The sequence below is a fragment of the Streptomyces prunicolor NBRC 13075 genome, assembly GCF_000367365.1.
GTDB classification, from domain to species: domain Bacteria; phylum Actinomycetota; class Actinomycetes; order Streptomycetales; family Streptomycetaceae; genus Streptomyces; species Streptomyces prunicolor.
The window spans coordinates 139,241-164,656 of sequence record NZ_BARF01000047.1; the positions used below are offsets into that span (position 1 = coordinate 139,241).

Sequence of the window (25,416 nt, forward strand, 5' to 3'; positions counted from 1 at the left end):
CCACCTGGAGACCCACCCGAGGAGCGGACGATGAGCGTCACCCACACGGACACCGGCACTGAAGCCGACACGGAAGCCGACACTGGCACCGTGGCCTGGAACAGCGAGGCCCTCGGCGAGATCGTCTCGAACGACACGGGCCGCCCTGTCCTGTTCACCAACGCCCGGGTCCTGACCGTGGATCCCCTGATCGGAACCCTGCACGGCGCCGACGTCCTGCTCGTCGGCGCGTTGCTGGTGGGTGTCGGCCCGGGCATCATCACGGCGGCGGGCGACGACAACGCCATCGTCGTCGACTGCACGGGCATGACCGTCGTCCCGGCCGTGGTGGACAGCGTCACGCTCGTTGGCGGACGGGGTCAACGCGCCGATTACGTAAGGTCGTTGACACCTGGGAACACGGGCGACCTGCTGGTCGTGCCGGACGAGTTCGCCCCGGATGTGCAAGGTGCGGTGGCCACGCTGCTGACCCGGCCGGAGGAGGTCCGCGCCCTGGTGGCGGCCGGCAAGCCGGTGCTCTGGTCCGGCACGGACGCCCCCGGCCGCGCGACCGCACCCGAGGCGGGCATCCCGGCCGCCCAGGACCTGACCGGCAGCGCGCGCGTCGGCGTCTGGATCGACCAGAACGGCTTCCTGCACCAGGAGTTGACCGCCGACGGCCGCTACGACGAGACGCGAGGTGGCCGCCCGCATGCCTACGAGGGCCGCTACTGGATCGACGGCGACCGCATCGACTACCTGGACGACCTCGGGTTCTGGGCGTTCGGTGAGTTCCGGGGCGAGGAGTTGCATCACGCGGGGTATGCGATGCGGTTCGGGGGGCGGGCGTAGTGCTTGTTGAGGTCGGTCCCCCGGGCGTAGTGGTCGTTCAGGTCGGACCCCGGGCGTACTGATCGTTCAGGAAGGTCACTCCGGTGTGCCCGCCAGTTCCACCGCCCTGTGGCGCAGGGCGAGGGCGGCCGGGGCGAGCGCAGAGATCACGGCGAGTACCGCGCAGGCGGCAACGGTCCAACCGAGTGCCGCCCAGGGGATCTCGATCGGCATCCACACCGAGAGCAGGCCCAACGCGCCCCACATTCCTGCCAGGTTGAGCCCGGCGACCAACACTCCCAGCACACCGCCGACCGCGACAACCGTCAGCGCCTCGGCGGCCACCAGCCGCAGCACCTGCCACCTGGTGGCCCCGGCCAGACGCAGCACGGCCAGTTCACGGACCCGGTCGGAGGTCGCCATCACCATGGTGTTCGCCAGCGAGATGCCGGTGTACAGCAGGGCGATGCCCAGGACCAGCAGGAAGCCCGTCCGGGTCGTCCGGTCGGTCTCGGGGTACGTGGACCGCACCCACTGCCCGGTGGTGAACACCGTCGCGCCCGACTCCCGTACCGCGTCGCGCAGTTCCGCGGCTACGGCGGTCGCGTCGGCGCCGTGCGCGAGGCGTACGTCGGCCCGGTCGACGGGCGCATCGGGGGCGTTGCGCGGGGTGACGTAGACGCCGTTGTCGCCGGTGCCGATGGTCATGACCGCGGCGATCCGGAGGGACTTCTGCCTGCCGTCGCCGAGCCACACGTCGACCCGCTCGCCCACGGTGTGCTGTTTCCACTCCTCGTTGACGATGATCGAGTCGTCGTCCAGGTCGCTCATCTTCCCGGCGACGAGCGGCAGTTCGGTGGTGTCGGCGAGCAGGCGGGGGTCGGCGGCGCGGGCCTCGGACCGGATGAGCGCCGTACCGTCCTCCAGGACGTACACGGCACTCGCCGAGGTCGCGGAGACCTTGGCGTCGGGCACGGCGCGCAGCTTCCTCAGTGTCTCGTCGTCGAAGCCCGCGTCGCCCGCGGCGGTGACCACGAAATCTGCGGCGGTCCGTGTGCGGACCTCGGTGGCCTTCGCCTCGTTGAGGGTGGCGGTGGCGCCCAGCAGCGATCCCGCCAGCGCGACCGTGACCAGGACCGGCGCCGCTACGGCGGCGGTGCGCCGGATGCCGGCGGCGGCGTTCTCCCGCACCAACATCCCCGTGGCGCCGGGCAGTTGGGCCGGCAGCCAGGCGATCAGCCGGGTCAGCGGGCGCACCAGCACCGGCGCGAGGAGGGCCACCGCGCTGATCAACAGCATCGGACGGCTCACGTAGGTCTTGCGGTGCAGCAGGCCGCTCGGATCGTTCACCAGGGCCAGGAGCAGCGTCACCGCGGCGGTCAGTAGCAGCGCCGAGCCGACCAGCCGACGGCCCGGCGTCATCGTCCGGGTGTCCACGGACGCGTCGCGCAGCGCCTCGGTGGGCCCGGTGCGCCCCGCCCGCCAGGACGCGGCCAGCACTCCGGCCAGCGCGACGAACAGACCTGTCCAGAAGGCCAGTTGGTAGGGCCAGGTGGAGTCGCCGATGGTGAACCAACGGGGCGCGAGGCCCTCGTCGACCGTCCACCCGGCGAGCTTCGGCGCGCCGTGGGAACCGAGCACGCAGCCTGCCGCCGAGGCGAGCACACCGATCAGGAGGGCCTCGGAGACGACCGTGCGGCGGATCTGCCCCGGCGTCGCACCGGCGGTGCGCAACAGCCCGAACTCGCGGCGGCGTTGGGCCACCGTGAACGCGAAGGTCGACGCCACCACGAACACCGACACGAACCCTGCGACACCGCCGGCCGTGCCGAACATGGCGTTCATCGCGGTGAGTTCCTCGCTGTCCCGGTCGGGATCGGCGTCGGCGTACCGGCGTGCGTCGCCGGTCAGGACCTGGACGCCGACGCTGCCGCGCACCGCCGTGCGTACGGCCACCGCGCCTGCGTCGACGACGAGTTGGACACTGTGCGGTGCCAACTGCGCGGCGCGCGCGTCGGTGTAGAAGACGGCGTTCTCGAAGCCGAGCCCGGTCGCAGTACCGACGATCCGCGCTGTGCCGACGACCCGGACCGTGCCGGCGTCGGTCCGCAGCCGGGTGCCCGGACGGAACCGGTCACCGCTGACGACGACCTCGTCCGCCGCCCTCGGCGCGCGTCCCGCGTCCAGCCGGTATGGCGCGAAGGCGGCGGTGGACCAGGGGTGGCCCACGAGATCGCCGGGGCCGCCCCGGGCCCGTACGGCGAAGGACCGGTCCACGACTACGGTCCCGAGGTGCCTCAGCTTCGCGATCACGTCGGCGGGTACGGCGCGTGGCCGCGCGAGCTGCCGGCTGCGGGTGCCGGTCGAGGTACGCACCCGCAAGGTGTCCATGCCCTTGACCACGACCGGTGCCGCGGCGAACCGCTCAGGCTTGCGGTCGGGTGCGTCCAGTGACGACGCCAGGGCCAGGCCCATGACGGCGATCAGTGCCACGCCGAGGGAGAGCGCGACGAAACTGCCGACGAAGGTGACCCAGCGGGTGCGCAGGGTGCGCAGAGCGGTACTCAGCACGGCGCGGCCTCCAGCCTGGTCATGCGCGCGGCGATGTCCTCGGCGCCCGCTCCGGTCAGCTCGCCGTTGACACGGCCGTCGACGAGGAAGACGGCACGGTCGGCATAGGAGGCGGCGACCGGGTCGTGCGTGACCATGACGACCGTCCGGCCCTCGCGGTCCACCATGGCCCGCAGCAGGTCGAGCACCTCACGGCTCGTCCGCGAGTCGAGCGCACCGGTCGGTTCGTCACCGAAGAGCACTTCGGGGCGGGTGATCAGGGCGCGGGCCAGGGCGACGCGCTGCTGCTGGCCGCCGGACAGCTCCGTCGGCCGGTGCCGTGCCCGGTCGCCGAGTCCGACCTGCTCCAGCACCTCGCGGACCCGGGCATTCGAGGGGCGGCGGCCGGCCAGCCGCAGCGGCAGGGCCACGTTCTGTTCGGCGGTGAGCGAGGGCAGCAGGTTGAACGCCTGGAACACGAAGCCGATGCGTTCGCGGCGCAACAAGGTCAGTTCGGTCTCGCTCAGGTCGGTCAGCTCGGTCCCGCCGAGGGTGACCGAACCCGACGTGGACCGGTCCAACCCCGCGGCGCACTGCAGCAGGGTCGACTTGCCGGAGCCGGACGGCCCCATCACGGCGGTGAACGTCGCCCTCGGGAAGGTGAGCGACACCCGGTCCAGGGCGGTGACGGACGTGGCACCCAGGCTGAACCGTCTTGTCACCGCACGCAATTGGACCGTTCCACTGCTCATGTGTTCCCCCACCAGTACCTGCTCCTCGGTTCGTCGGTGCCGTAACGAAACCGCACAAGCCCCACGTGACGCACTACGGCCCGGACGAGACCTGAGGTAGGGCCAGGCCTACCCCCGATACGGACCCTGGACCGATGGCACCCGGCCAACCGGGCCGCTTACGGTCATGCACATGCACCCTCGGAATGTGTGGCAGGCCATGTCCCGGCCGGGATTCCTGCTGTCGGCCTGGCCCTGGCGGTCCGCCGCGTATCTCCTCACCGGCGCGGTGACCGGCGCCGCCGCCCTGGTGGGGATCGTGACGGCGGCAGCGGTGGGCGGTGCGCTCGCCGTCGTCCTGGTGGGGTTGCCCCTGCTCGTGCTGGTCGCCCTCGGCGGGATCCCGGTGGCCGTGGTGGAACGGTCCAGACTGCGTCTGATCGACCGCGACCCGGTGTCCGGCCGGCACCGGGTACCGACCGCGCCGGGGCTGTGGGCCTGGCTGACCACCCGGCTGCGGGAACAGGCGACCTGGCGGGAGCTCGGGTACGCGCTGCTGTTCGCCGGACTGCTGTGGCCGGTCGACGCGCTGGCGGTCACGGTCGCCCTGCTCGTCCCGCTGTCCCTGGTCGCCACCCCGCTGCTGCTGGCCACGGTCGGCGACGGCCATGAGGCGAAGGTGCTCAAGCAGTGGACGGTCACCACCTGGCCGACCGCTTTCGGTGTCGCCGTACTGGGCCTGCTCCTGCTGGGCGTGTGCGCCTACGCGCTGGGCGTCACGGCGGGCGCCCGCGCCGCGCTGGCCCGGCTGCTGATCGCCTCCCCCGAGGGCGAGTTGGGCGCCAGGGTGGTCGAACTGGCCCGCTCCCGCGTCCGGTTGGTCGATGCCTTCGAGGCCGAACGGCGCCGTATCGAACGCGATCTCCACGACGGCGCCCAACAGCGCCTGGTGGCCCTGACGATGGCCGTCGGGCTGGCCCGTCTCGACGCTCCGCCCGGCCCGCTCGCCGACCGGCTGACCGCGGCCCACGAGGAAGCGGGCAAGGCACTCGCGGAGCTGCGCGAGCTCATCCACGGCATCCACCCCCGGATCCTCACGGACTACGGCCTCCAAGCCGCGGTCGACGACGCCGCCGACCGCTGTGCGGTCCCCGTCGACGTCGATCTCGAACTGCCGGGCCGACCGGCGCGGGCGGTCGAGTCCGCCGCGTACTTCGTGGTCTGCGAGGCGCTGGCCAACGTCGCGAAACACAGTGGGGCCACCCGTGCGCGGGTGAGCGGCGGTCATCGCGACGGACGTCTGTTCCTCGACGTGCGCGACGACGGCCGCGGCGGCGCGGACGCCTCGGCGGGCAGCGGCCTCACCGGTCTCGCGGACCGGGTGTCGGTCCTGGATGGCAGACTTGCCCTGACCAGTCCGCCGGGTGGACCGACGCTGTTGCACGTGGAGTTCCCTTGCGAGTTGACCGAGGCGGCGGACCGCTCCGCGTAGTGCTGGCCGAGGACAGCGTGCTGCTGCGGGAGGGAATCGTCGGCCTCCTCGGCCGCTACGGCCACGAGGTGGTGTCGGCCGTCGGGGACGCGCGGGCGCTGATCGCCGCAGTCGAGGAGCACGCCCCCGACATCGTGGTGACGGACGTCCGTATGCCGCCCGGTTTCCAGGACGAGGGCCTGCACGCGGCAGTGCGGCTGCGCGAGAAGCGCCCCGTACTCCCGGTCCTGGTCCTCAGTCAGTACGTGCAACGGACGTACGCCGCCGAGCTGTTGGACTCCGGCGACGGGTCGGGCGTCGGCTATCTGCTCAAGGACCGGGTCGGCCAGGTCGAGGAGTTCATCGAGGCGTTGCACCAGGTGGCGGACGGCGGCACGGTGGTCGACCCCGAGGTGGTACGCCAGTTGCTGCGCCGCCGCCGCGATCCGCTGGAGCAACTCACCCCGCGCGAGCGCGAGGTGCTGGCCCTGATCGCCGAGGGCAGGTCCAACAGCGCGATCGCCGCGGAGCTGGTGGTCTCCGAGGCCGCCATCGGCAAGCACATCGGCAACATCCTCACCAAGCTGGACCTGCCCCCGACGGCCGGCACCCACCGCAGGGTCCTGGCCGTCCTCACCTACCTGCGGGCCTGACCGAGCGAACGCACAAGTACCGGCTCACGAACGGCCGTTCCCCCGGAACCCGGCGCGCAACCGATCCTCCGCCTCGGAGTCCGCTTGCGGATGCAGGTCCAAGGCCGCCAAGGCAGCGCCGAGCAACGGCGGATCCGCGCACACCACCGCCCGAACTCCCGGCACTGCCTCGGTGAGCCTACGTTCGACGTCGTCCAGCAGGTCCTTGTGCCCGGCCGCCAACACGCTTCCGCCCAGGACGACTTCAGGGTCCGGGGAGGTGGCGAGTTGGAGGCGACACAGGACCGTGACCGCCATTCTCGCGATCTCCGCCGCGAGGCGTTCGATCAGTTCGGTCGCGATCTCGTCGCCCTCGTCGCGCGCGGCGAACACAGCAGGGCAGAGTTCGCTGAGACGGATGGCGGGGAGGTCGCCCTTGTGCAGGGCGGCGGTCACGTCGGCGACCGCGGGGAAGGCGAAGTGGTCAATCACCGCTGCACGCAAGGCTGTTCGCGGTCCTCTGCCGTCCTCCGCCCGTGCCGCGTGCCACAGTGCCGACGTGCCTACGTCGATGCCGCCGCCCCAGTCCCCGGAGATCCGACCGAGCGCGGCGAAGCCGGTGGTGCGGCCGTCGGGGGCGACGCCGACGCAGTTGATGCCGGTGCCGCAGACCACGCCGACGCCCCAGGGGCGGCTGGCGCCGGCGCGCAGGACGGCGTAGGAGTCGTTGTCGACGCGCTGGGTGACCGCCCAGCGGCGGGCGCCGACGGCCTCGCGCAACGCCTTGATCTCGTACGGCAGATCGGCCCCGGCGAGGAAGGCCGTGATGCCGTCCACCTCGACGTCGTCCGCCACCCCCGCCGACGCCATCGCCTCGGCGCGCAACGCGGCCAGTACGTCCATCGCCGCGTCGACGCCGACCGCCTGTGGGCGGAAACCGCCACCCCTCGCGCGGCCCAGGATCGTGCCGTCGGTCCTCAACACGGCAACGTCCGTCTTGGAGTTGCCGCCGTCGACGGCCAGGAGCAGACCTGTGGTCATCAGGCCCACCACAGGTGTGCGCGGTTGGCGGCGACGAGCTTCGCCGCCAACTCCTCGGCGACCTTGACCTGTCCGACGAGCGGATGCGCCAGCAGCGCCGTCGCGACCCGGTCGACACCGCCGTGCAGGGCTGCTTCCAGGGCGAGTTCCTCGTAGGCCGTCACATGGGCGATGAGTCCGGCGAAGAGTGGTTCTACGGCCGTGACGGGCAAGGGAGTTGCGCCCTGGGCGTCGATGCGGGACGGGACCTCGATGACGGCGTCGTCGGGGAGGAAGGGCAGGGTGCCGTTGTTGCGGACGTTGGCCACGCGGATGTCGCCGGTGTCGGCGGTAAGGGCGTGCACCAGCTGGACGGCTGCCTCGGAGTAGTACGCGCCACCGCGCTTGTCCAGCAGGGCGGGCTTCTCCGTCAGGGCCGGGTCGGCGTACATCTTGAGCAAGTCGCCCTCCATTTCCGCCACTTGCTGGGCGCGGGAGGGTTCGCTCAATTGCTCGCGGAGGACCTCGTCGTGGGCGTAGTAGTAGCGCAGGTAGTAGGAGGGGACGACGCCCAGCCTGCGGACCACGTCCAGGGGCATGCGCAGCCGGTCCGCGAGGGCCTGGCCGTGTTCGTCGAAGATGCGCGGGAGGACGTCCACGCCGTCGAGCCGTACCGCCCGTTCCCAGGTGAGGTGGTTGAGGCCGACGTGGTCGAGGGCGACGCGCTCGTGGTCGACGCCGAGCCAGTCGGCGAAGGTGCGTTGGAAGCCGATGGCGACGTTGCAGAGCCCAACTGCCTTGTGTCCGGCGTCCAGTAGGGCGCGGGTGACGATGCCGACGGGGTTGGTGAAGTCGACGATCCAGGCGTTCGGGGCGCGCTTGGCGACTCGTTCGGCGAGGTCGAGGACGACCGGGACGGTGCGCAGCGCCTTGGCCAACCCCCCGGCACCGGTGGTCTCTTGGCCGATGCAGCCGCACTCGTGCGGGAAGGTCTCGTCGACGTGCCGGGCGGCCTGGCCGCCGATGCGGAGCTGGAAGAGGACGGCGTCGGTGCCGTCGATGCCGGCGTCCGGGTCGGCGGTGGTGGTGATTTTCGCGGAGCTGCCCTGGCGGGCCAGGATGCGGCGCGCGAACGGGGCGATGACATCGAGCCGGTCCGGGTCGGGGTCGACCAGGGCGATCTCGGTGACGGGGAGGCCCAACCGGGCGAATCCGTCGATGAGTTCGGGGGTGTACGTGGATCCGCCGCCGACAACGGTGATCTTCAACCTTTGACTCCTGTCAGTGTGACGCCCTCGATGAAGGCCTTTTGCGCGAAGAAGAAGACGATGATCACCGGCGCCATCGCGATGAGAGTTGCCGCCATGGTGAGGTTCCACTGCACCGCGTGGGAGGTCTTGAACGTCGCCAGACCCAGGGCCAGGGTCCAGTGGGCGGGCGTCTCGCCGGTGTAGATGAGCGGGCCGTAGTAGTCGTTCCAGGCGTTGAAGAAGGCGAAGAGGCCGACCGCGACGAGCGCCGGGCGCATCATCGGCAGCACCACCCGGGTGAGGACGCGGAGTTCGCCGCAGCCGTCGATGCGGGCCGCGTTGAGGTAGTCCTCGGGGACGGTGAGCAGGAACTGGCGCAGCAGGAACACCGAGAAGGCGTCCCCGAAGAGGGACGGGAGCACCAACGGCCAGATGGTGCCGGTGAGATGGAGCCGGGCCCACATCAAGTACATGGGGATGACGAGGACTTGGGGCGGCAGCATCATCATGGTGATGACGCAGAGGAACGCCGTGTTGCGGCCCTTGAAGCGGAACCGGGCCAGCGCGTACGCGATCGGGACGCTGGACAGCAGGGTGGTGGCGGTCGCGGCGACGGCGTAGATCACCGTGTTCAGGAGCCAGGTGCCGACCGGGGCGGTGGAGAAGACCGTGCGGTAGTTGGACCACTGCCAGTGGTGGGGCCACAGGCTGGTGGTGAGGGACTGGCCGTCGGTCATGACCGAGGTCAGGAAGATGAACACGATCGGGCCGATGAAGGCGCAGGCCAGGCCGACGGCGATGGCGTGTTCGGCGATCCAGATCAGGGTCCTGCGGCGGCCGGCCCGGCCGCGCGCGGCGCGGTGGGGCGAGGCGGCGCGGGTCTGCCGGGCGGGTGCCGGGGCGTAGGTCGTCGTCATCGTGGCGGCTCCTCGGTGGCCAAGTCCCGTGCGGCCGCGGCGACTTCCCGATGGGCGAAGCGGTGCGTCATCGTGGCGGCTCCTTGATGCGGAGGATCTCGGCGTCGTACGTCATCGCGGTGACTCCTCGATGTCGAAGCCGGAGGCGCGGCGGAGCAGGACGACGGTGAAGGCCATCGCCACCACGAAGAGCACTACGGCGAGGGCGCAGGCGTAGCCCGCGTGGAACTGGTTGAAGCCGGCGATGTAGAGCTGTTGGGGGAAGGTGAGGGTGGAGCCGTCCGGGTAGCCGGGCGCGGGCTGGATGTTGCCGTTGGCGACCTGGGAGGCGACCATCGCCTGGGTGAAGTACTGGAGTCCGGCGATGACCCCGGTGACGGTCGCGAACAGTACGACCGGGGAGATCGTCGGCAGCGTGACGTAGCGGAAGCGGTGCCAGGGGCCGGCGCCGTCCAGTTCGGCGGCCTCGTACAGTTCGGCGGGGACTTCGAGGAGTGCCGCCAGGAAGATGACCATCATGGTGCCGCTGCCCCACAGGGCCAGCAGGGTGAGGGCCGGTTTGGACCAGTCCGGCGAGTTGAACCAGAGCGGGCCATGGATGCCCAGCAGGCCCAGAATCCGGTTCACCGGGCCGGAGTTGGGGTTGAACATGCAGACAAAGGCGACGGTCGCGGCGACCGGCGGGGCCAGTGCGGGCAGATAGAACAGGGTGCGGAACAGGCTCGCCCCCGCCTTGAGCCGGGCGGTGACCATGGCCACGCCGAGGGCGAAGAGCACCTGCGCCGGGACCATGATCACCACCAGCCAGGCGGTGTTGCGGACCGCGTGCCAGATCAGCGGGTCACCGTCGAGCAGGTAGCGGTAGTTGCGCAGCCCCACGAACTGGGCCTGGGAGATCATGTTCGAGTTGGTGAAGGACAGCCAGACCGTCATCACCAGCGGGTAGATGAGGAAGACGGTGAAGCCGACCAGGCCGGGCGCGAGGAAGAGCAGGACGCGCAGCCGGTTGCGGCGCATCCGTGCTTTCAACGGGGCTGTGACGAGCGGGAGTTGCACGATCTGGTGGGTGGCCATGCTGCTCACTGCCCCAGCTTGAGCGCGGCGTTGTTCTGCTTGTCGACGGCGGTCAGACCGGCCGTCAGGTCGGGTACGCCGCCGCTCTGCCACTTCTCCACGAAGTGACCGAAGTTGGTGAGATAGGCGCCGCCGTCGCCGCTGGCCGGAGTGGTGGTGGTCAGCGGGTTCTTGTAGACCTCCAGGAACGGCGCGAAGTTGGGGTCCTTGGAGAGGCCGAGCGAGGGTGAGTCGAGCGCGGCCGTGGTGGTGGGGACGTTGCCGATCGCGTCGGCGAGCGTGGTCAGCGCGCCGGTGTCGGTGGTGAGGAATTTGATCAACTTCCAGGCAGCGCCCGGGTGTTTGGCGCCGCGCGGCATGCCGATCACGTTGCCGCCGACGTAACCGGCGCCGTAGAGCTGGGACTTGCCGTCGGCGGCGGGCACCGCTGCGGTGCCGTACTCGATGTCCGCCTTGTCGTTCTTGATGAACGCGTTGCGCCACTCGCCGTCGACCATCATGGCCAACTTGCCGGTCTCGAAGGCGTTCTGGGCGGAGAACTCGTCGCCCATGCCCGCCTTGAAGGTGACCAGCTTCTTCGCGCCGAACCAGTCGACGAGGTTCTTCTGCCAGGTCAGTGCCTGGGCGAAGGCGGGGTCGCCGCCGACGTTGGACTGGCCGTCGGAGGTGAGCCACTTGCCGCCCCAGCTGGGGACGAGATGCTCGGTGAGCATCTCGTAGGCGCCCAGGTAGGGCATGAACCCGGCGGTCTTGATCGAACCGTCCGCGTTGAAGGTGGTCAACTTCTTCGCGTCCGCGGCGAGTTCGGACATGGTCTTGGGCGGGGACGTTATCCCGGCCTTCGCGAACAGCTTCTTGTTGTAGTACAGGCCGAAGGTGTCGGCGAGCCACGGCATCGTGCAGCGCTTGCCGTCGAAGGCGGTGTACGACTGGACGGCCTTCGGGATCTGGCTCAGGTCCACGTGGTCGGCCTTGATGTCCGGGGTGAGGTCCTGGAAAGCCCCGCTGGAACACCAGCCGCCGACGTTCGCGGCGTTGAACGAGGACGCCACGTCGGGGGCGGTGCCGCCGCGGATGGCCTGGTTGACCTTGTCGTCGGTCTGGGCGGCGACGGCCTTGACGGTGATGTACGGGTATTTCTTGTGGAACTTGGCCAGCACCGCGTCGACCGAGGCGATCTCGTGCGGGGAGCTGAGACCGTGCCAGAAGGTGATGGTGACCGGGGTGGTGTCGTCGGCGCCGGTGTCCGCCTTCGACGCGGCGCCGCCGGTGGTGCATGCTGCGGCCAGCAGCGCCGTGACCGCGAACAGCGACGCGGCGACGGTACGGCGGGCGGTACGGGAATCGGACATGGAACCTCCGGCGAATTTGCTTACCACTTATTGACCAGTGGGCACATGTTGGGGCACCATTTGGGTACTGTCAAGCAAGCATTTCGGAAGTAAACCGCACGAAAAATGACCACCGGTATGGAAAGTTGGTAGGAATGGTCAGCGGTGAGAGCCGTTGGGAGAAGCGGGAACGCATCCGCACCCACCTCCTCGATCTGGTCGAGGAGACCGGACCCGGCCGCCCCCTCCCGGGCGAGCGGCAACTGTGCGAGGAACTCGGGGTCTCCCGCCCCACCCTGCGCGCGGTGGTCGACGACTTCGTCCGTGACGGTCTGCTGGTGCGGGAGCACGGGCGCGGCGTCTTCGTCGCCCGCGCCAAGGTCGCCCAGCACCTCAGCGGCGCCGCCCCCGGGCAGGCACCGGGCCTGGGCGTCGGCGGCGTGGACGGCACCTGGGCCAGCCGCACCCTGGACTTCAAGACCGTCGCCGCGGGCCCCCGGATCGGCCGCAGGCTGGGCATCGCGCCCAGCGAGGAGATCCTGCGGATCATCCGGCTGCGCACGGTGGACGGCGACCCGATGTGTGTGGAGATCCTGCATGTGCCGCACACGCTGGTCCCCGGGCTGACCGCCCGCGACCTGGAGACCGACTCCTTCTACCGACTGCTGGGCCGGCGCTACGAGATCCTGCTGACCGACGCCGCGCAGAGCATCGAGCCGACCGTGGTCGACGAGTGGGAGGCCGAACTCCTCGGCGTCTCCGTGCACACCCCCGCCCTGCTCTTCGAACGGGCGGCCAGGGACGCGGCGGGCCGGGTCGTCGAGTTCACCCGCTCCGTCTACCGAGGCGACCGCTACCGCATCTTCACCAGGCTGTCACTGGCGGCACAGCCCGACGGCGGACGCGTCGTCGACGGCTCCTGGTCGGCGGCCACCACCGTCCCCGGCGCCGACACCCTGGTCTTCGACCCCTACTGGAGCAACTAGCCACCCCCACCCACCAGTTCACCGCGCCGGTCGTCCGGCCGACGCGGCGATCCCGCACGCCCTCTCCACCCGAAAGAGACGCTCCTCCCCACCAGAAAGGACCGCTCATGTTCCGTCACGCACTCACCGTGACCGGCATCGTGGCCTGCACGGTCACCACGCTGCTCGCCTGTACGGCCTCGGTACCGGCCGACACCACCGCCTCCGGCTCCGCCACCACCGCCGCCTCCGCGACCTCGGGCGTCCAGCTCCAGACCTGGCTCTACCCCGGGTCGACCGGCGACTCCACCTGTACCGCCAAGAGCGAGTACGCCGACAACAGGGTGAAGAACGGCGCCCTCAACCCCGAGTACTGGTCGGTCCAGAGAGACGGCTCGGTGAAACTGGAGACCACCGCCGACGGCAGCTGCAACACCTACAGCGCGGCCAACGTCGCCGACCTCAAGGCCCACTCGGCGTACCAGTACCCGACGCTCTCCGGCATGACCACCGCCGACGTGCACGCCCTGGTCAGCACCAGCAGCACCCGTACGGCGGCCGTCACCAAGGTCACCTCCCTCGTCAGCGACGCCGGGCTCAGCGGCGTCGACGTCGACCTGGAGGACTACTGGTCCTGGAGCACCGCCGACTTCACCAACTACAAGACGTTCCTCAAACAGTTGGCCACCGCCCTGCACGCCAAGGGCAAGCGCCTCCAGGTCGACGCACCGGCGATGACCGAGGACGCCTCGTTCTACGACTACGCGGCCGTGGCCGCCACCGGCGCCGACGACGTGGTGATCATGGCCTACGACGAGGAGTTCGACACCGCGTCCGGCGCCCGCTGCCTGCCCATCAGCCCCTACGACTGGCTGAAGAAGGTCACCCAGTACGCGCAGAGCAAGATCCCCGACCCCAGCCGCCTGATCATCGGCGTGCCCTCCTACGGCTACAGCGCGCCCGACCCGTGCGACCTCAACTCCGTTACGGGCAACATCCAGTTCAGCGACATGAAGAAGAGCCCCGGCTTCTCCAGCAACCCGGCAACCATAGAGAGCCGTCGCGACGCCTCCTCCGGCGAGATCCGCTGGGTCTCCGGCGGCGTCCTCTACGACTACGTCGACAGCGTCGCCATGGACCGCAAGCTCGCCGTCCTCAAGGGACTTGGCGTCACCAAGGTCTCGGTGTGGTCGCTGGGCGGCGGGAACCCCTGGTTCTCCAACTGATCCAACTGACCCATCCGATCCGCCTACGGCACTGATGCGGCGGGCGCCCTCAGGTTCGGGCGCCCGCCGCATCAACTCCGCCTACCTTTCAACACCCCTTACTTTGCGGGCGTGTTGAGCACGTGGTCGCGAGACGCGGCAACCTCGGCACGCAGTTCGGGAAGGTTCACGTCGAGCACCTGACCGTCCCACTTACGGGGCTGCCCGTCGACGAACACGGCGGTGATGTTGCGGGCGTCGGAGCCCAACACCAGTGTGCCGATCGGGTCGTTGAGGGGCATGTTGTTGAGGTCCTCGGCCTGTACGACCAACAGGTCCGCCTTCTTGCCGACGGTCAGGGACCCGGTGACGTCGCCGAGGCCGTTGGTCCGGGCGCCCTGGAGGGTGGCGAAGTCGAGGACGTCGTGCGCGGTGATGCGGGAGGGCTCGCCGCCTGTGCCGTACGCGGCGTTGACCGCGCGCATCCGCTGGATCGCGAGCAGGGCCCGCATCTGGGTGAACAGGTCGCTGGCGAGGGCGACTTCGACGTCGATGCTCAGTCCGGGGCGGATGCCGGCAGCAAGGGCCTCGTCCACCGCGGGGATCGCCGTCTCCAGGCCGATCTGCGCGTCCGAGGTGGGCGCGAGGGCGACCGTCGTACCGGACTCCCCCATCACCTTCCACGCCTCGGTGCTCAGCCCCGTGGAGTGGATCAGGGTGACGTCGGGGCCGAGGATGCCCTGCTCGGCCCAGGACAGTACGGCCTGCGACCCGGAGGCACCGAAGACCGCGTCGACGCTGACACCGATGCCCAAGTCAGCCGCCGTACGGGCGAGTTCGGGGCCGTAGGCGAGCGCGGGTCCGGCGATCTCGTCGGTGGCGAGGGTCGCCAGGCGCAGGGTGAGGAGCTGGTCCTCGCTGCTGAAGTACTGGTCCTTGAGACGGTTCAGGTCGGCCGGCCACTGGCGGTCCCAGTCCCCGAAGTGCGGGCCCATGGAAGCGTGGACGCCACGGATGCCGGTGTCGCGGAGGGCTTCGATCGCCGCGTCCGAGTGCTCGCGGGTACGGGAGTTGTGCGAGAAGTCGAGCATGGTGGTGATGCCGCTGTCGAGCGCGGTGAGCGCCGCGAGCCTGGTGCCGATGTACATGTCCTCGGGCCGGTAGACGGTGGCGTAACCCGCGAGCGTGGCCATCACATAGCCGCCGAGGTCGTCGACGTCGGGCATGATCCGCCGCAACTGGGCTTCCCAGGCGTGCCGGTGGGTGTCGACGAGGCCGGGCGCGAGGATCGTGCCGGAGGCGTCGACGACCACCGCGCCCTCCGCCTGGAGGTCCGGCCCGATCGCGGCGATGGTGTTGCCCTCGACGAGCAAGTCGCCCCGCAGGGTGCCCAGTTCGGGGTCCATGGTGACGATGGTCGCGCCGGTGAACAGGATGCGGCGACGCGGATCGGCGGACTGGCGGCGGAGTTGGTCGAGAAGGCCTGCGCTGGCGGTGTCGTCGGCGTTCATGAGAGCCCCTTTTCGGATGACGTCGGCGACGTCGGGTGAAGTCAGGTGAGGTCAGGTGGCGTGCGGTCCAAGATTCGATCCGCGTCCGTACGGCAACCAGGCCGCCGTTTCCCTAGGTGCGCCGCACCCAGGACGGCCGCCCCGACTCAGGGCCTCCCGAGCCGGATCTCCTCCACGTCGAGCACTTCCTGGACCGCCCGCAGGACGATGTCGTCGATACGGCCGCTGTCGCGCAGGTCGGTGAGGGTGTCGCGTTTGACCTGGAGCAGGGCGAGTTGGAGGCGCCGTACGCTCTCGCGGCGGTGCGCGGAGCCGGGTGCGGGGGCCGTGCGGTCCTCGATGTCCCGGACCATGCGCAGGGTGTCCTCCTCGGCCACCCCGAACCGCTCGGCCAGCGCCGGCATCGCGTCCAGCGCGGCGCTGCTCAACCGGCAGCGGGCCAGGGTGAGTTCGGCGCTCTTGTCCTCGTCGGCCGGGAAACGGGCCCGGCGGACCATGGTCGGCAGAGTGGGCCCGAGGAACGTGAGGGTGACGACGATGACGACCGCGGTGATGAACACGACGGCGTCCCGCTGCCCGACGATGCGACCCTCGGCGGTCGTGGCGGGCACGGTCAGCGCGGCGGCCAGCGAGATGGCGCCGCGCATCCCCGCCCAGGCCAGCGGCAGCCGTTGCGGGGCGGTGATCCGGCGGTCCCGCTGCTGGGGACGCCGGTCCAGGAGCCTGACCAGATAGGGCACCGAGTAGAACCAGAGCAGCCGGGTCCCGAGCACCGCGACGCTCACCGCGAGGGCGGCGACGGTCGCCTGCACCAGGGACACGGACGTCAACGCCCGGACGGCGGCGGGCAGTTGGATGCCGACGAGGACGAACAGGGCACCATTCAGCAGGTAACTCGCCACCTCCCAGAAGGCGATGGCCTGGATGCGGGCCTCGGACCCGATGACCCGCGGCCCGAACCACCCGGACACGAGACCGCAGACGACGACCGCCAACACACCGGACACATGCAGGAGTTCGGCCGGCAGATAGGCGAGGAAGGGCGTCGCGACACTCAGCACGCTGTGCAGCAGCGGCTCGGGCAGCCGACGCCTGACCGGGATCAGGAGCAACGCGACCGCCGCGCCGATCAGGATGCCGCCGGCGTAGGACGCGACGAAGGCGAGGGCCGTGCCGGACCAGGAGAAGGGGTGCTCGTCGGTGACGACGTCGATGGTCACGGCCAGCAGGACCAGCGCGGTCCCGTCGTTGAGGAGGCTCTCGGTGCGCAGCACGGTCAGGATGCGGCGCGGCGTGGCCTTGGCGACCGCGGCGACGGCCGCCGCGTCGGTCGGAGCGAGGACGGCACCGAGGACGAAGGCGATCGGCCAGCCGTAGCCCAGCGCGTGGGCCACGACGGCGACCGCGACGGCGGTGGCGAGGACCAGCCCGGTGGACTGGAGGGCGATGCTGCGGAAGTTGTTGCGGATCTCCCGCACCGAGGAGGTCAGCGCCTCCCAGTACAGCAGCGCGGGCAGGAAGAGGAACAGGACGACGTCCGGGGACAGCGCGAACGACGAGAAGGACGGGGTGAGCCCCACGAGACACCCCACGGCGAGCAGCAGTAGAGGTTCGCTCAGGCCCGTACGCCGCGACAGCCAGCCCATGAGCAGGACGGCCGCCGCGACGACGACGATCAGTTCGAGGCTGTCCATGGCCGTGCCGGGTTACGCGCGGTACAGGACGAGGTGCTCGTGGAAGAGCACGCCGTCCCGGACGTCACCGGTGGCGGTGAAGCCGGTGTCGTCGACGTAGTCGATGTGGTCGCCGGTGACGGTGTAGCTGCCGGTGTAGGCGCTTGGCCGGTTCCCGCGGGCCTCGTCGTAGCGGCCGTTGGGGAGGAGTTCCTGCCGGATGTGCCCGTCGGCGGTCACCCACGTGCCGACGAAGGGGTGCGGTGCTGCGTTCGTGTTCATGGCTCCACCGTCGCGTTCCCGCGCGGGGGTAACCAGGCCACACCTCTCCTGGGTGTCCTGCACCCACCTTCAGGTCTTCAGGAAGCTTTCTCCGAGGTGGGCAGGACCGGTCCAACGGCGGCGTCGAAGGCGTGGGTCACCTCGGGGGCGGTGCCGGGCAGAAGCAGCGCGCGGGCGCGGTCCTCGAAGCTCCGATCGGTGGCGGTGAGCCGGTTGTGGTGCTGGCCGAGGTGCTCGGCCCAGGAGCCGACGAGGTAGTTCTCGATGAACCGGCCGGGTTCGTTGCCGTCCTGGAAGAGGCCCCAGGTGATGGCGCCGGTACGGCGGCGGGACTGGGCGACACGGTCCATGGCGTCGATGAACGCCGCGCTGTCGTCCGGTGCGACGCGGTACACGACGGAGACCAGCACCGGGCCGTCGGAGGGGCCGGGCACGAAGACCAGCGGCGGGGTCGGCCAGTGGTCGGAGAGCGTCGGATCGATTCCCTCCATGCCGTAGAGCCGCCATCGGTAGAGGCTGAGCGCGCTCAGCAGCATGGTGGCGGTGCCGATGAGGAGGGCGGTGGTCAGGCCGAGCCATTGCACCAGGGCGCCCCAGACGGGGGCGGCGACGGCCTGGCCGCCCTGGAAGACCAGGAGGTAGACGGCGAGGCCGCGGGCTCGGACCCAGCCGGGCAGCCGGGTCTGCATCGCCGCGTTGAGGGTGGACAGGACGCCGATCCAGGCCACTCCGGCGGGCAGCAGCGCGAGGACCGCGACCCAGGTGACGTGCACGGTCGCGAGGACCAGGAGGACGAGCGCGAACATGACGGCGCCGGCGGCCAAGATGCCGTTGATACCGAGGTGTTGGCGCAGCCACGGCAGAGCGAACGCGCCCGCGACCGCACCGACACCGACCGCGCCGAGCAGCAGGCCGTAGCCGCCCGATCCCAGTCCGAGGGAGTCGGCGGCGATGAGCGGGAGCAGGGACCAGAGCGCCGCCGCACCGGGGATGAACAGGGCGGTGCGCAGCAGGACGCGGCGGATGCCTGGAGCGTTCCAAACGTAGCGGCGACCCGCATACAGGGCGGTCAGGAGCCGTTCCCGCTCGCCGGCGGGGACGGTGGTCTTGGGACGGTGCCACAGCACCAGTACGGCGGCGATCCCGAGGAATGACACCGCGTTGAAGCCGAACACCCAGCCCGCGCCGGCCGCCGCGACCACGACACCGCCGAGCGCCGGACCGACCGCACGCGCGAGGTTCATGTTCACCGCGCCCAGCGCGGACGCCTGCCCCAACTGCTCCCGTTCCACCAGCTCCGGCTGGATGGCCTGCCACGACGGCCCCATCAGGGCGGTCCCGCAGCCGAGGAGGAAGGTGAGCGCCAGCAGGGGTACGGCGGACAGCGCGTCCGCGAAGGCCAGCACGGTCAGCGCCGCCGACACGGCGAACATCGCGACCTGCGCCGCCAGCAGCAGCCCGCGCCGGTCGAACCGGTCCGCGAGCACACCCGAGGGCAGCGCCAGCAGCACGATCGGCAGACTCGACGCCGTCTGGACCAACGTCACCATGGTCGCCCCGTGCCCGAGCAACAGCCACTGTGCACCGACCGTCTGCATCCAGGTGCCGATGTTCGACACGAACTGGGCGATCCACAGCGCCCGGAACACCGGCCGGCCCAAGGGCGCCCAGGCCGAGGCGGACCGCGCGCTGTTCCCCGTCGAAGTACTCGCGCTCATGCTGCGGCTCCTGGGGCGAGGGGTGCGGTCGGTTGGTCGAGAAGAAGGTACGGCAGCTCGGTGCGGGTCGGGCCACCAAGCCGCCGTAAAGCCGGACCGGCCCTGGGACCGACCGTGGGACCCGTTGTGGGACCGGTCCAACGGCCGGTCCAACGGCCTGTCCAAAGGCCGGTCAGAAGCAGCCGTCGAGCGGATCGAGCGCGCCGCCGACCTGGTGCGGCACCTGCGGTACGCGCTCGAAGTCGCCGCGCCCCTCTCGCCAGGCGCGCTGCTCCTCGGAGTCGGCGGCGGCGTCCACGAAGGCGCGGGCCTGCCGTGCGCCGGACGCCGTCTGCCGTACGTCCGTCGCCGCCTGGAATCCGCCGAAGCGGGCCACCGGGCTCCAGGCCGGGCTGATCTCCGGCAGCGGGGCGGCGATGTTCTCGTAGTCGCCCGCCGCGTACACGACCTTGCCGCCGGCCACGGTCACCAGGGCCTCGATACGGTCGATGTCCTCGTCGGCGACGGAGAAGTAGTCGGCGGACAGCACGGCCAGGTCGCCGTACTTGCCCTCGGTGATGGTGCCCTTCAGGTCGGCCTCGCCGGTGAGGTGGGCACCCGCGCTGGTGTACATCTCCAGGGCGGTGGAACGGTCCACGCGGTTCTCGGCCGGGTAGAGGAGGAGGTCGCCGACGGTGCGGCCGGTGACCAGCCAGGACAGGGACAACCAGGGGTTGTAGCTGGAGACGCGGGTGGCGTCGGTGCCGGCGGCGACCAGCAGGCCGGTGTCGCGCATGGCGCGGATCGGGGGCGCGGTCGCGGCGCGCTCGGCACCGTAGCGGTCGATGAAGGCCTTGCCCTGGAACATCATGCGGTTCTGCACGGAGACCGCGCCGCCGAGGGCCTTGATCCGGTCCAGACTGCTCTGGCTGACGGTCTCGGCGTGGTCGAACAACCACCGTGTCCCGTCCGGGAATCCGCCGTCCGCGGCGATCTTCTCGAAGACGTCGAGGTCCTGGCGGATGGTCTCGTCGTAGGTGGCGTGGAGGCGGAATCCCCAGCCGTTGTCGAGCAGCAGCCGGGCCGCCGCGTCGAGGTCTTCCCTTGCGCGGGCGGTGAGTTGGGGGCGGGGCTCGGCGAAGTTCTCGAAGTCGGCCGGGGACCAGGCGAGGTTCTCGCCGGCGCCGTTGCAGCGCAGCCATGCGTCGCCGTCGCCGGGGCTGACCATGCCGATCCAGCGGCGCAGGTCGTCGAGTTCCTGCCCGGCGGTCTGCGGGAAGAGGTGGTAGGCGATACGGACGGTCAACTCACCGCGCTCCGCCAGCTCGGTGACGGCCGCGTAGTTGTCGGGGAAGTTCTGGAAACCGCCTGCCGCGTCGATGGCGCTGGTGATGCCGAAGCGGTTCAGCTCGCGCAAGTAGTGCCGGGTGGAGCCGAGTTGGTCCTCGGGGGCGAGGATCGGCCCCTTGGCGAGGGTGGAGTAGAGCAGCCCGGCGGCGGGCGCGGCCAGCAGCACACCGGTGGGGTTGCCCGCGAAGTCACGGACGATCTCGCCACCGGGCGGATTCGGCGAGTCCCGCGTGAAGCCGACGGCCTCCAGCGCGGCCCGGTTGAGGATCGCCGACTGGTACAAGTGCAGGACGAACACAGGGGTGTCGGGGGCGGCGGCGTTCAACTCGGACACGGTCGGCAGCCGCTTCTCCGCGAACTGTTCCCCGGTCCACCCTCCAACTACCCGCACCCACTGACCGGTTGGCGTGCGCTCGGCCTGCTCCCGCAGCATCCGCAGCGCGGTCCGCAGCGACCGTACGCCGTCCCAGCGCAGTTCGAGCAGATAGTTCAACCCGCCCCGGATGACGTGCAGATGGGAGTCGTTGAGCCCGGGGATCACCCGCCGGCCGAGCGCGTCCACGACGCGAGTGGCGGGGCCGATGTGCGGGGCGACGGTCGCGTCGTCTCCTACGGCGGCGAAGACACCGTCGGTGATGGCCACGGCGGACACCGCCGGGCGGGCGGGGTCGCCGGTGTGGATACGGGCGTTGCGGACGACGAGCTGCGCGGGGTGCTGGACTCCGTCGTAGGGGCGTATGCCACCCACGGGCATGGTGCCCACAGGCATGGTGCTGCTGGACATGGAGGCTCCTTGGAGCAGGAGAGGCGAAGGGAGGCGAGGGATCGGTCGTCCGGCGACACCCCCGACGCTAGGTCTGCGACAATGGATCGGTCCAACACATGGTTCCGCTTGTATTGATCGCCGAAGCAGCTGGATGGAAGGACGGGCGCGGGATGGACCTGAGGCACCTGAAGTACTTCCTCGCCGTCGCCGAGACCCGTAACTTCACGCAGGCCGCGGCCAGTTGCTACGTCGCCCAGTCCGCCCTGAGCCAGCAGATCGCCCGGCTGGAGAAGGACGTGGGCGCCCAGCTGTTCAGCCGCACCAGCCGTTCCGTACGGCTGACGGCGGCCGGGGAGCTCCTCGAACCGCTGGCCCGCCGCATCCTCGCCGACGTCGACACCGCCAAGGCCGCGCTCGACGCCCTGTCCGGGCTGCGGCGCGGGCGGCTGCGCCTGGGCCTCGTGCAGACGCGGGCCTCCTCGGTCGACCTGGTCGAGGTGATGGCCGACTACCACGCTCGCTACCCGGGCATCGACTTCCATGTGACCAACGCGCCCAGCGCGGAGATGGCCGCCGCGGTGCTGGCCGGGGACCTCGACATCGCGATCGTCGGCCTGGGCCCACGCCAGATCCCGGACGGGCTCGACCACCAGGTCCTCGCGGCCGACCCCCTCGTCCTGATCGTGCCGGCCGACCACGCGCTGGCCGACCGCGAGGCCGTGGACCTGGCCGACCTGCCGGAGAGCCACCAGCTCATCCAGTTCACCCGGGGCAGCGGCCTGCGCCGCCAGGTGCTGGCCGCGTTCGCCCGCGCCGGAGTGGAACCCGGCCAGCACTTCCAGGTCGGCCAGATACAGGACATGATCCGGCTGGCGGCGCGGGGCATCGGCGTGACGGTCGTACCGCGGTCGTCGGTGTTCCTCGACCCCGTTCCGGACCAGAACCCCCCTGACCAGAACCCCCCGGACACCAAGGACGCCCTGCCGTACGGCGCCCGCGCGCTGCGTATCGCGGACGAGGCGGCGGTGCACACCATCTGTGCGGTCCACGACAGCAAGCGGCTGGCACCGGCCGCGGCGGCGTTCCTCGAAGTGGTGGAGCGACACGCGATCAGGGACTGAGCGGAGAGGCCCCAAAGGCTCGGGCGATCAATCTCTGATGCCGATCGCTGCGCCCGCATCCATATGTTGGACGTGACGCTCCCCTGGCGCGACGCTCGGAGAAGGAAGCCGGGAGGCCGAAGCCGGGAGACCGAAGCCCTCCAGCGTAGAAGCCCTCCAGCGAAGTAGCCCTCCAGCGAATGGGAGCAATGCCATGTCTGCCGTACTGCGCGACGCGTGGACCACGGTCGTCCCCGACATGGAGGACCGGCACGGCCCGCTCCCTCCCCTGATGCTCGCGCTGACCGTGGTGACCGGGCTCGTGGACGCCTTCAGCTATCTCGTCCTGGGCCATGTCTTCGTCGCCAACATGACCGGCAACGTCGTCTTCTCCGGCTTCGCGATCGCCGGTGCGGCGGGTTTCTCCCTGGTCGCCTCCCTCGCCGCGCTGGCCGCGTTCGCCCTCGGCGCCCTGCTCGGCGGACGGCTCGCGCACGGTGCCGGCACCCACCGGGGACGGGTCCTGCACCTGGCGCTGCTGCTGGAGACGACCCTGGTCCTGGCGGCGTACGTCGTCGCCCAGGCCACGGACACCTCGCACGTGACCACGGCCGTCCAGTACTCCTTGATCGCCCTCCTCGGCCTGGCGATGGGCGTGCAGAACGCCACCGCCCGCGCGCTGGCCGTACCCGACCTGACCACGACCGTGCTGACGCTCACCATCACCGGAGTCGCCGCGGACAGCCGCCTCGCGGGCGGCAAGGGCAGCAAGGTGGGCCGTCGCGTGCTCTCGGCCGCGGCGATGTTCGCCGGCGGTCTGGCCGGTGCCGTCGCGGTCGAACACGGCGGCCGGGCGCTGCCCCTGCTGTTCGCCGCGGTGCTGCTGGTGGCGACCTCCGTGACCGCGTTCGTGCTGACCCGCTCGGACGCTTCATGGACGAAGCCGCTGTGACCAGAACCTCCATGAAGACAGCCACGGCGAAGGAAGCCGCAGCGAAGGACGCGTCCGCAACTCCCCCATGGCAGCGCACACTTCACTCCGCGCTCCTCGAACTCGCCCTCACCGCGGCCATGTTGTTCGTCGTGGCCACCACGGTCCGCTGGCTGCTGGGCACCCTCGACCCGGCGAACGGCGGCTGGTGGAACACCCCGGAGGGCAGACTCCTCGCGGTCGCCCCGCTCTCCGGCTACACGGTCACCGCCGTCATGCTCTCCCCCTGGGGCAAGGTGACCGGCGGCCACATCAACCCGGCGATCACCCTCGCGATGTGGCGCTACGGCCGTACCCCGGGCCGCGATGTCGCGCCGTTCATCGCCGGTCAACTGATCGGATCGCTGCTCGGCATCGCGGCCGGACGACTGGTCTGGGGCCCGGTGTTCGCCTCCCCGGCCGTGGACTTCGCCGTCATCCGCCCTGCTCCCGGCTGGAGTTGGGCACTCGTCGCCGTGATCGAGACCGCCACGATGTTCGTCATCGTCGCGGTCGCCGGAATCGGCGTATCCAGCCGCCGACTTGACCCTTTCACCCCCTGGGCGGTCGGCACGATGATCGCCGCCCAGATCATCGGGTTCGGCACCCTGTCCGGCGGAATCGCCAACCCGGCACGGGAGTTCGGCCCGGCGGTGTTCGCCGGGGCACCCTCGCTCCTGCCCGTCTATCTGCTCGCCCCGCCGCTCGGGGCGCTCGCGGCGACGGTCGTGATCAACGGGATCAACTCCCGCCGTCGCACGACCGCACCGGCACCGGCCGCGAAGGAACCGGCGCCGACCTCCCGGCCGTAGCCGAAGCTCTTGCCGCGCTCTTCCTCGGTGGCGGCGGCACGGCCACAATGGACGCCCGGTGTCGGCGCGTCCGCGCCCTGGGAGGTCCCGTATGGCGTCGCAACCCGTACCTCGGCGGAAGGCCGGTTCGGTGGATCGCGGATCCGGACCGCTTCCTGTTCCGGGGCGTGCCGCGGAGGTGGATGCTCCGGTGCACGACGCAGCGACGCTCGGGTTGGTCGACCGGCCCGGCCGTGAGTACTGGTGGCGTCAGCTGAGCACGGCGGCCCGCGACCGGATGGTGACCAGGGTCGGTCCGATCGTCGAGTGGTGGGCGTACTGCCACCCCACGGACCGCGAACGCCCGTACCCGGTGGTGTTCGGTGAGCGGGGCCTCGCGGTGGCCACGCCGACCGTCAACGACCGGGGCGGACCCGCGCAGTCGATCACGGTCCTGCCGTTCGTGCCGTCGTCGTTGCGGCACGCGGTGGTCGTGCAGAAGCCGAGACGGCCGCGCTCCGGTCGTCCCGCGTTGCCGGGCGGCGACGAGCCGCAGGGGTACGACGCGGAACTGCCGCTGCCGGAGCGCTTACGCGGTTTTCTCGGCAATCTGCCCGTGGAGGCACAGGCACGGTTGCAGCGGCCGTTCGTCAACGGCGACACGTTCGCCCGGGGGAACCACTTCTACTCCGGGAACGAGGACGAGCTGGACGTCTGGTGTTTCCTGGCCGGGCGCCGGTGGGTGACCTTCGTGTCGGGGCACGGCTCGGGTCTGTCCGGTCCCGCGCACCGCGCGTCGTGGCGGCTGATCTGCCGGCAGGCCGAGGTCGCGGCACGGTGACCGCGGCGGACGAACCGGACTTCTACGCGGTGCTCGGTATCCCGGCCGACGCCACCAGGGCCGAGATCGTGCGCGCGTTCCGCCGCAGGGCGCTGACCCACCACCCCGACCGTGGCGGCGACACGGAGGCCTTCCAGGACGCGCACCGGGCCTACGAGACGCTGTCCGACCCGGTGCGGCGCAAGGCGTACGACCGGCGCCGCGCGGCCCCGCCACGCAGCGCGCCCGGAGCCTCCGCCGAACCGCCGCCGCCGCCGCCGGCAGCCGACCCCTTCGAGTGGGCCTCCGGCGCCGGCCCCCGCACGGGTGGCCCCTCGGGCCCCGCCCGTGACCAGGGGGTGCACGCCGTTTCCTTCCCGGCGCACGATCCGGAGTCCTCGTGGCGGCGGGCCGACCGGTTCGCCTGGTGGCGGCCCGTCGACGAACCGCGGCCGAAGCGACGCCGACACTGACCCGCTTCGGGCCGCCGCCGACCCGCT

The 25,416-nt window shown here is 70.8% G+C and carries 22 protein-coding genes; 10 read left to right on the top strand and 12 right to left on the bottom strand.

Translation table 11 applies throughout. The features are described from left to right. The first annotated feature begins 30 nt into the window (after positions 1-30). On the top strand, positions 31-831 hold the full coding sequence (locus SPR02S_RS20820; protein ID WP_019058929.1) for an Atu4866 domain-containing protein: 801 nt from the start codon (positions 31-33) through the stop codon (positions 829-831). A 75-nt stretch (positions 832-906) separates the two neighbouring features. Here SPR02S_RS20820 and SPR02S_RS20825 read toward each other — a convergent pair whose 3' ends face one another. Together SPR02S_RS20825 and SPR02S_RS20830 are read right to left on the bottom strand one after the other, a co-directional pair. Continuing rightward, positions 907-3,381: an FtsX-like permease family protein gene (locus SPR02S_RS20825; protein ID WP_019058930.1), complete on the bottom strand. Its 2,475-nt coding sequence runs from the start codon at positions 3,379-3,381 to the stop codon at positions 907-909. Further along, positions 3,375-4,112 carry an ABC transporter ATP-binding protein gene (locus tag SPR02S_RS20830; protein WP_026150733.1) on the bottom strand — a complete coding sequence of 246 codons (738 nt, stop codon included), beginning with the start codon at positions 4,110-4,112 and terminating at the stop codon, positions 3,375-3,377. Before SPR02S_RS20830 ends, SPR02S_RS20825 begins: the two co-directional genes overlap by 7 nt. Before the next feature lie 199 nt (positions 4,113-4,311). Here SPR02S_RS20830 and SPR02S_RS20835 point away from each other — a divergent pair, with 199 nt between their 5' ends. Both SPR02S_RS20835 and SPR02S_RS20840 read left to right on the top strand, forming a co-directional pair. Next, entirely contained in the window at positions 4,312-5,583 is a 1,272-nt protein-coding gene (locus SPR02S_RS20835; RefSeq protein WP_019058932.1) for a sensor histidine kinase, read from the top strand. Next, complete coding sequence (locus SPR02S_RS20840) at positions 5,583-6,215, top strand: response regulator (RefSeq protein ID WP_019058933.1); 633 nt, start codon at positions 5,583-5,585, stop codon at positions 6,213-6,215. The genes SPR02S_RS20835 and SPR02S_RS20840 overlap by 1 nt, the downstream gene beginning before the upstream one ends. A gap of 24 nt (positions 6,216-6,239) precedes the next feature. On the opposite strand, the gene SPR02S_RS20845 is transcribed toward SPR02S_RS20840, so the two are convergent. From SPR02S_RS20845 to SPR02S_RS20865, 5 genes are all read right to left on the bottom strand, one after another. Then, entirely contained in the window at positions 6,240-7,235 is a 996-nt protein-coding gene (locus tag SPR02S_RS20845; RefSeq protein WP_043258401.1) for an N-acetylglucosamine kinase, read from the bottom strand. Then, positions 7,235-8,482 (bottom strand): 6-phospho-beta-glucosidase, encoded by a 1,248-nt coding sequence (locus tag SPR02S_RS20850; protein WP_019058935.1) that lies wholly within the window; start codon positions 8,480-8,482, stop codon positions 7,235-7,237. Before SPR02S_RS20850 ends, SPR02S_RS20845 begins: the two co-directional genes overlap by 1 nt. Next, positions 8,479-9,381, bottom strand: coding sequence for a carbohydrate ABC transporter permease (locus SPR02S_RS20855; protein ID WP_019058936.1), 903 nt, complete (start codon positions 9,379-9,381; stop codon positions 8,479-8,481). The genes SPR02S_RS20850 and SPR02S_RS20855 overlap by 4 nt, the downstream gene beginning before the upstream one ends. 111 nt (positions 9,382-9,492) lie before the next feature. Beyond that, a complete protein-coding gene (locus SPR02S_RS20860) occupies positions 9,493-10,455 on the bottom strand; it encodes a carbohydrate ABC transporter permease (RefSeq protein WP_019058937.1) in 963 nt (320 codons plus the stop codon). Between the two features lie 5 nt (positions 10,456-10,460). Next, complete coding sequence (locus SPR02S_RS20865) at positions 10,461-11,807, bottom strand: ABC transporter substrate-binding protein (RefSeq protein WP_019058938.1); 1,347 nt, start codon at positions 11,805-11,807, stop codon at positions 10,461-10,463. Between the two features lie 134 nt (positions 11,808-11,941). Here SPR02S_RS20865 and SPR02S_RS20870 point away from each other — a divergent pair, with 134 nt between their 5' ends. Both SPR02S_RS20870 and SPR02S_RS20875 read left to right on the top strand, forming a co-directional pair. After that, positions 11,942-12,772 carry a GntR family transcriptional regulator gene (locus SPR02S_RS20870; RefSeq protein ID WP_019058939.1) on the top strand — a complete coding sequence of 277 codons (831 nt, stop codon included), beginning with the start codon at positions 11,942-11,944 and terminating at the stop codon, positions 12,770-12,772. Between the two features lie 107 nt (positions 12,773-12,879). Continuing rightward, entirely contained in the window at positions 12,880-13,977 is a 1,098-nt protein-coding gene (locus SPR02S_RS20875) for a glycosyl hydrolase family 18 protein (protein ID WP_019058940.1), read from the top strand. Positions 13,978-14,075: 98 nt separating this feature from the next. Here the strand turns inward: SPR02S_RS20875 and SPR02S_RS20880 are convergent, their stop codons facing one another. The 5 genes from SPR02S_RS20880 to SPR02S_RS20900 form a co-directional block, all read right to left on the bottom strand. Beyond that, on the bottom strand, positions 14,076-15,467 hold the full coding sequence (locus SPR02S_RS20880; protein WP_019058941.1) for an amidohydrolase family protein: 1,392 nt from the start codon (positions 15,465-15,467) through the stop codon (positions 14,076-14,078). Positions 15,468-15,613: 146 nt separating this feature from the next. Continuing rightward, positions 15,614-17,161: a Na+/H+ antiporter gene (locus tag SPR02S_RS20885; protein WP_019058942.1), complete on the bottom strand. Its 1,548-nt coding sequence runs from the start codon at positions 17,159-17,161 to the stop codon at positions 15,614-15,616. A 12-nt stretch (positions 17,162-17,173) separates the two neighbouring features. Next, positions 17,174-17,422 carry an Atu4866 domain-containing protein gene (locus tag SPR02S_RS20890; RefSeq protein WP_019058943.1) on the bottom strand — a complete coding sequence of 83 codons (249 nt, stop codon included), beginning with the start codon at positions 17,420-17,422 and terminating at the stop codon, positions 17,174-17,176. A gap of 77 nt (positions 17,423-17,499) precedes the next feature. After that, entirely contained in the window at positions 17,500-19,140 is a 1,641-nt protein-coding gene (locus SPR02S_RS20895) for an MFS transporter (protein WP_019058944.1), read from the bottom strand. Between the two features lie 172 nt (positions 19,141-19,312). Next, complete coding sequence (locus tag SPR02S_RS20900; protein ID WP_019058945.1) at positions 19,313-21,253, bottom strand: amidohydrolase; 1,941 nt, start codon at positions 21,251-21,253, stop codon at positions 19,313-19,315. 152 nt (positions 21,254-21,405) lie between these two features. Between SPR02S_RS20900 and SPR02S_RS56040 the strand changes: the two genes are divergently transcribed. The 5 genes from SPR02S_RS56040 to SPR02S_RS20925 all read left to right on the top strand — a co-directional run bounded on the left by SPR02S_RS56040 (position 21,406) and on the right by SPR02S_RS20925 (position 25,389). After that, positions 21,406-22,356, top strand: coding sequence for a LysR family transcriptional regulator (locus tag SPR02S_RS56040; protein ID WP_019058946.1), 951 nt, complete (start codon positions 21,406-21,408; stop codon positions 22,354-22,356). A gap of 193 nt (positions 22,357-22,549) precedes the next feature. Further along, complete coding sequence (locus SPR02S_RS20910) at positions 22,550-23,287, top strand: YoaK family protein (protein ID WP_019058947.1); 738 nt, start codon at positions 22,550-22,552, stop codon at positions 23,285-23,287. Positions 23,288-23,298: 11 nt separating this feature from the next. Beyond that, complete coding sequence (locus tag SPR02S_RS20915; protein ID WP_106436991.1) at positions 23,299-24,117, top strand: MIP/aquaporin family protein; 819 nt, start codon at positions 23,299-23,301, stop codon at positions 24,115-24,117. 190 nt (positions 24,118-24,307) lie between these two features. After that, entirely contained in the window at positions 24,308-24,937 is a 630-nt protein-coding gene (locus SPR02S_RS20920; protein ID WP_019058949.1) for a hypothetical protein, read from the top strand. Next, positions 24,934-25,389: a J domain-containing protein gene (locus SPR02S_RS20925; RefSeq protein ID WP_019058950.1), complete on the top strand. Its 456-nt coding sequence runs from the start codon at positions 24,934-24,936 to the stop codon at positions 25,387-25,389. Before SPR02S_RS20920 ends, SPR02S_RS20925 begins: the two co-directional genes overlap by 4 nt. The last annotated feature ends 27 nt before the right edge of the window (positions 25,390-25,416 follow it).

Excerpts from the sequence above, each read along its gene's own strand:
- SPR02S_RS20820 (WP_019058929.1), top strand. The coding sequence starts at position 31 with ATGAGCGTCACCCACACGGACACCGGCACTGAAGCCGACACGGAAGCC.
- SPR02S_RS20830 (WP_026150733.1), bottom strand. The coding sequence starts at position 4,112 with ATGAGCAGTGGAACGGTCCAATTGCGTGCGGTGACAAGACGGTTCAGC.
- SPR02S_RS20835 (WP_019058932.1), top strand. The coding sequence starts at position 4,312 with ATGTCCCGGCCGGGATTCCTGCTGTCGGCCTGGCCCTGGCGGTCCGCC.
- SPR02S_RS20845 (WP_043258401.1), bottom strand. The coding sequence starts at position 7,235 with ATGACCACAGGTCTGCTCCTGGCCGTCGACGGCGGCAACTCCAAGACG.
- SPR02S_RS20855 (WP_019058936.1), bottom strand. The coding sequence starts at position 9,381 with ATGACGACGACCTACGCCCCGGCACCCGCCCGGCAGACCCGCGCCGCC.
- SPR02S_RS20860 (WP_019058937.1), bottom strand. The coding sequence starts at position 10,455 with ATGGCCACCCACCAGATCGTGCAACTCCCGCTCGTCACAGCCCCGTTG.
- SPR02S_RS20865 (WP_019058938.1), bottom strand. The coding sequence starts at position 11,807 with ATGTCCGATTCCCGTACCGCCCGCCGTACCGTCGCCGCGTCGCTGTTC.
- SPR02S_RS20870 (WP_019058939.1), top strand. The coding sequence starts at position 11,942 with ATGGTCAGCGGTGAGAGCCGTTGGGAGAAGCGGGAACGCATCCGCACC.
- SPR02S_RS20875 (WP_019058940.1), top strand. The coding sequence starts at position 12,880 with ATGTTCCGTCACGCACTCACCGTGACCGGCATCGTGGCCTGCACGGTC.
- SPR02S_RS20880 (WP_019058941.1), bottom strand. The coding sequence starts at position 15,467 with ATGAACGCCGACGACACCGCCAGCGCAGGCCTTCTCGACCAACTCCGC.
- SPR02S_RS20885 (WP_019058942.1), bottom strand. The coding sequence starts at position 17,161 with ATGGACAGCCTCGAACTGATCGTCGTCGTCGCGGCGGCCGTCCTGCTC.
- SPR02S_RS20890 (WP_019058943.1), bottom strand. The coding sequence starts at position 17,422 with ATGAACACGAACGCAGCACCGCACCCCTTCGTCGGCACGTGGGTGACC.
- SPR02S_RS20895 (WP_019058944.1), bottom strand. The coding sequence starts at position 19,140 with ATGAGCGCGAGTACTTCGACGGGGAACAGCGCGCGGTCCGCCTCGGCC.
- SPR02S_RS20900 (WP_019058945.1), bottom strand. The coding sequence starts at position 21,253 with ATGTCCAGCAGCACCATGCCTGTGGGCACCATGCCCGTGGGTGGCATA.
- SPR02S_RS56040 (WP_019058946.1), top strand. The coding sequence starts at position 21,406 with ATGGACCTGAGGCACCTGAAGTACTTCCTCGCCGTCGCCGAGACCCGT.
- SPR02S_RS20910 (WP_019058947.1), top strand. The coding sequence starts at position 22,550 with ATGTCTGCCGTACTGCGCGACGCGTGGACCACGGTCGTCCCCGACATG.
- SPR02S_RS20915 (WP_106436991.1), top strand. The coding sequence starts at position 23,299 with ATGAAGACAGCCACGGCGAAGGAAGCCGCAGCGAAGGACGCGTCCGCA.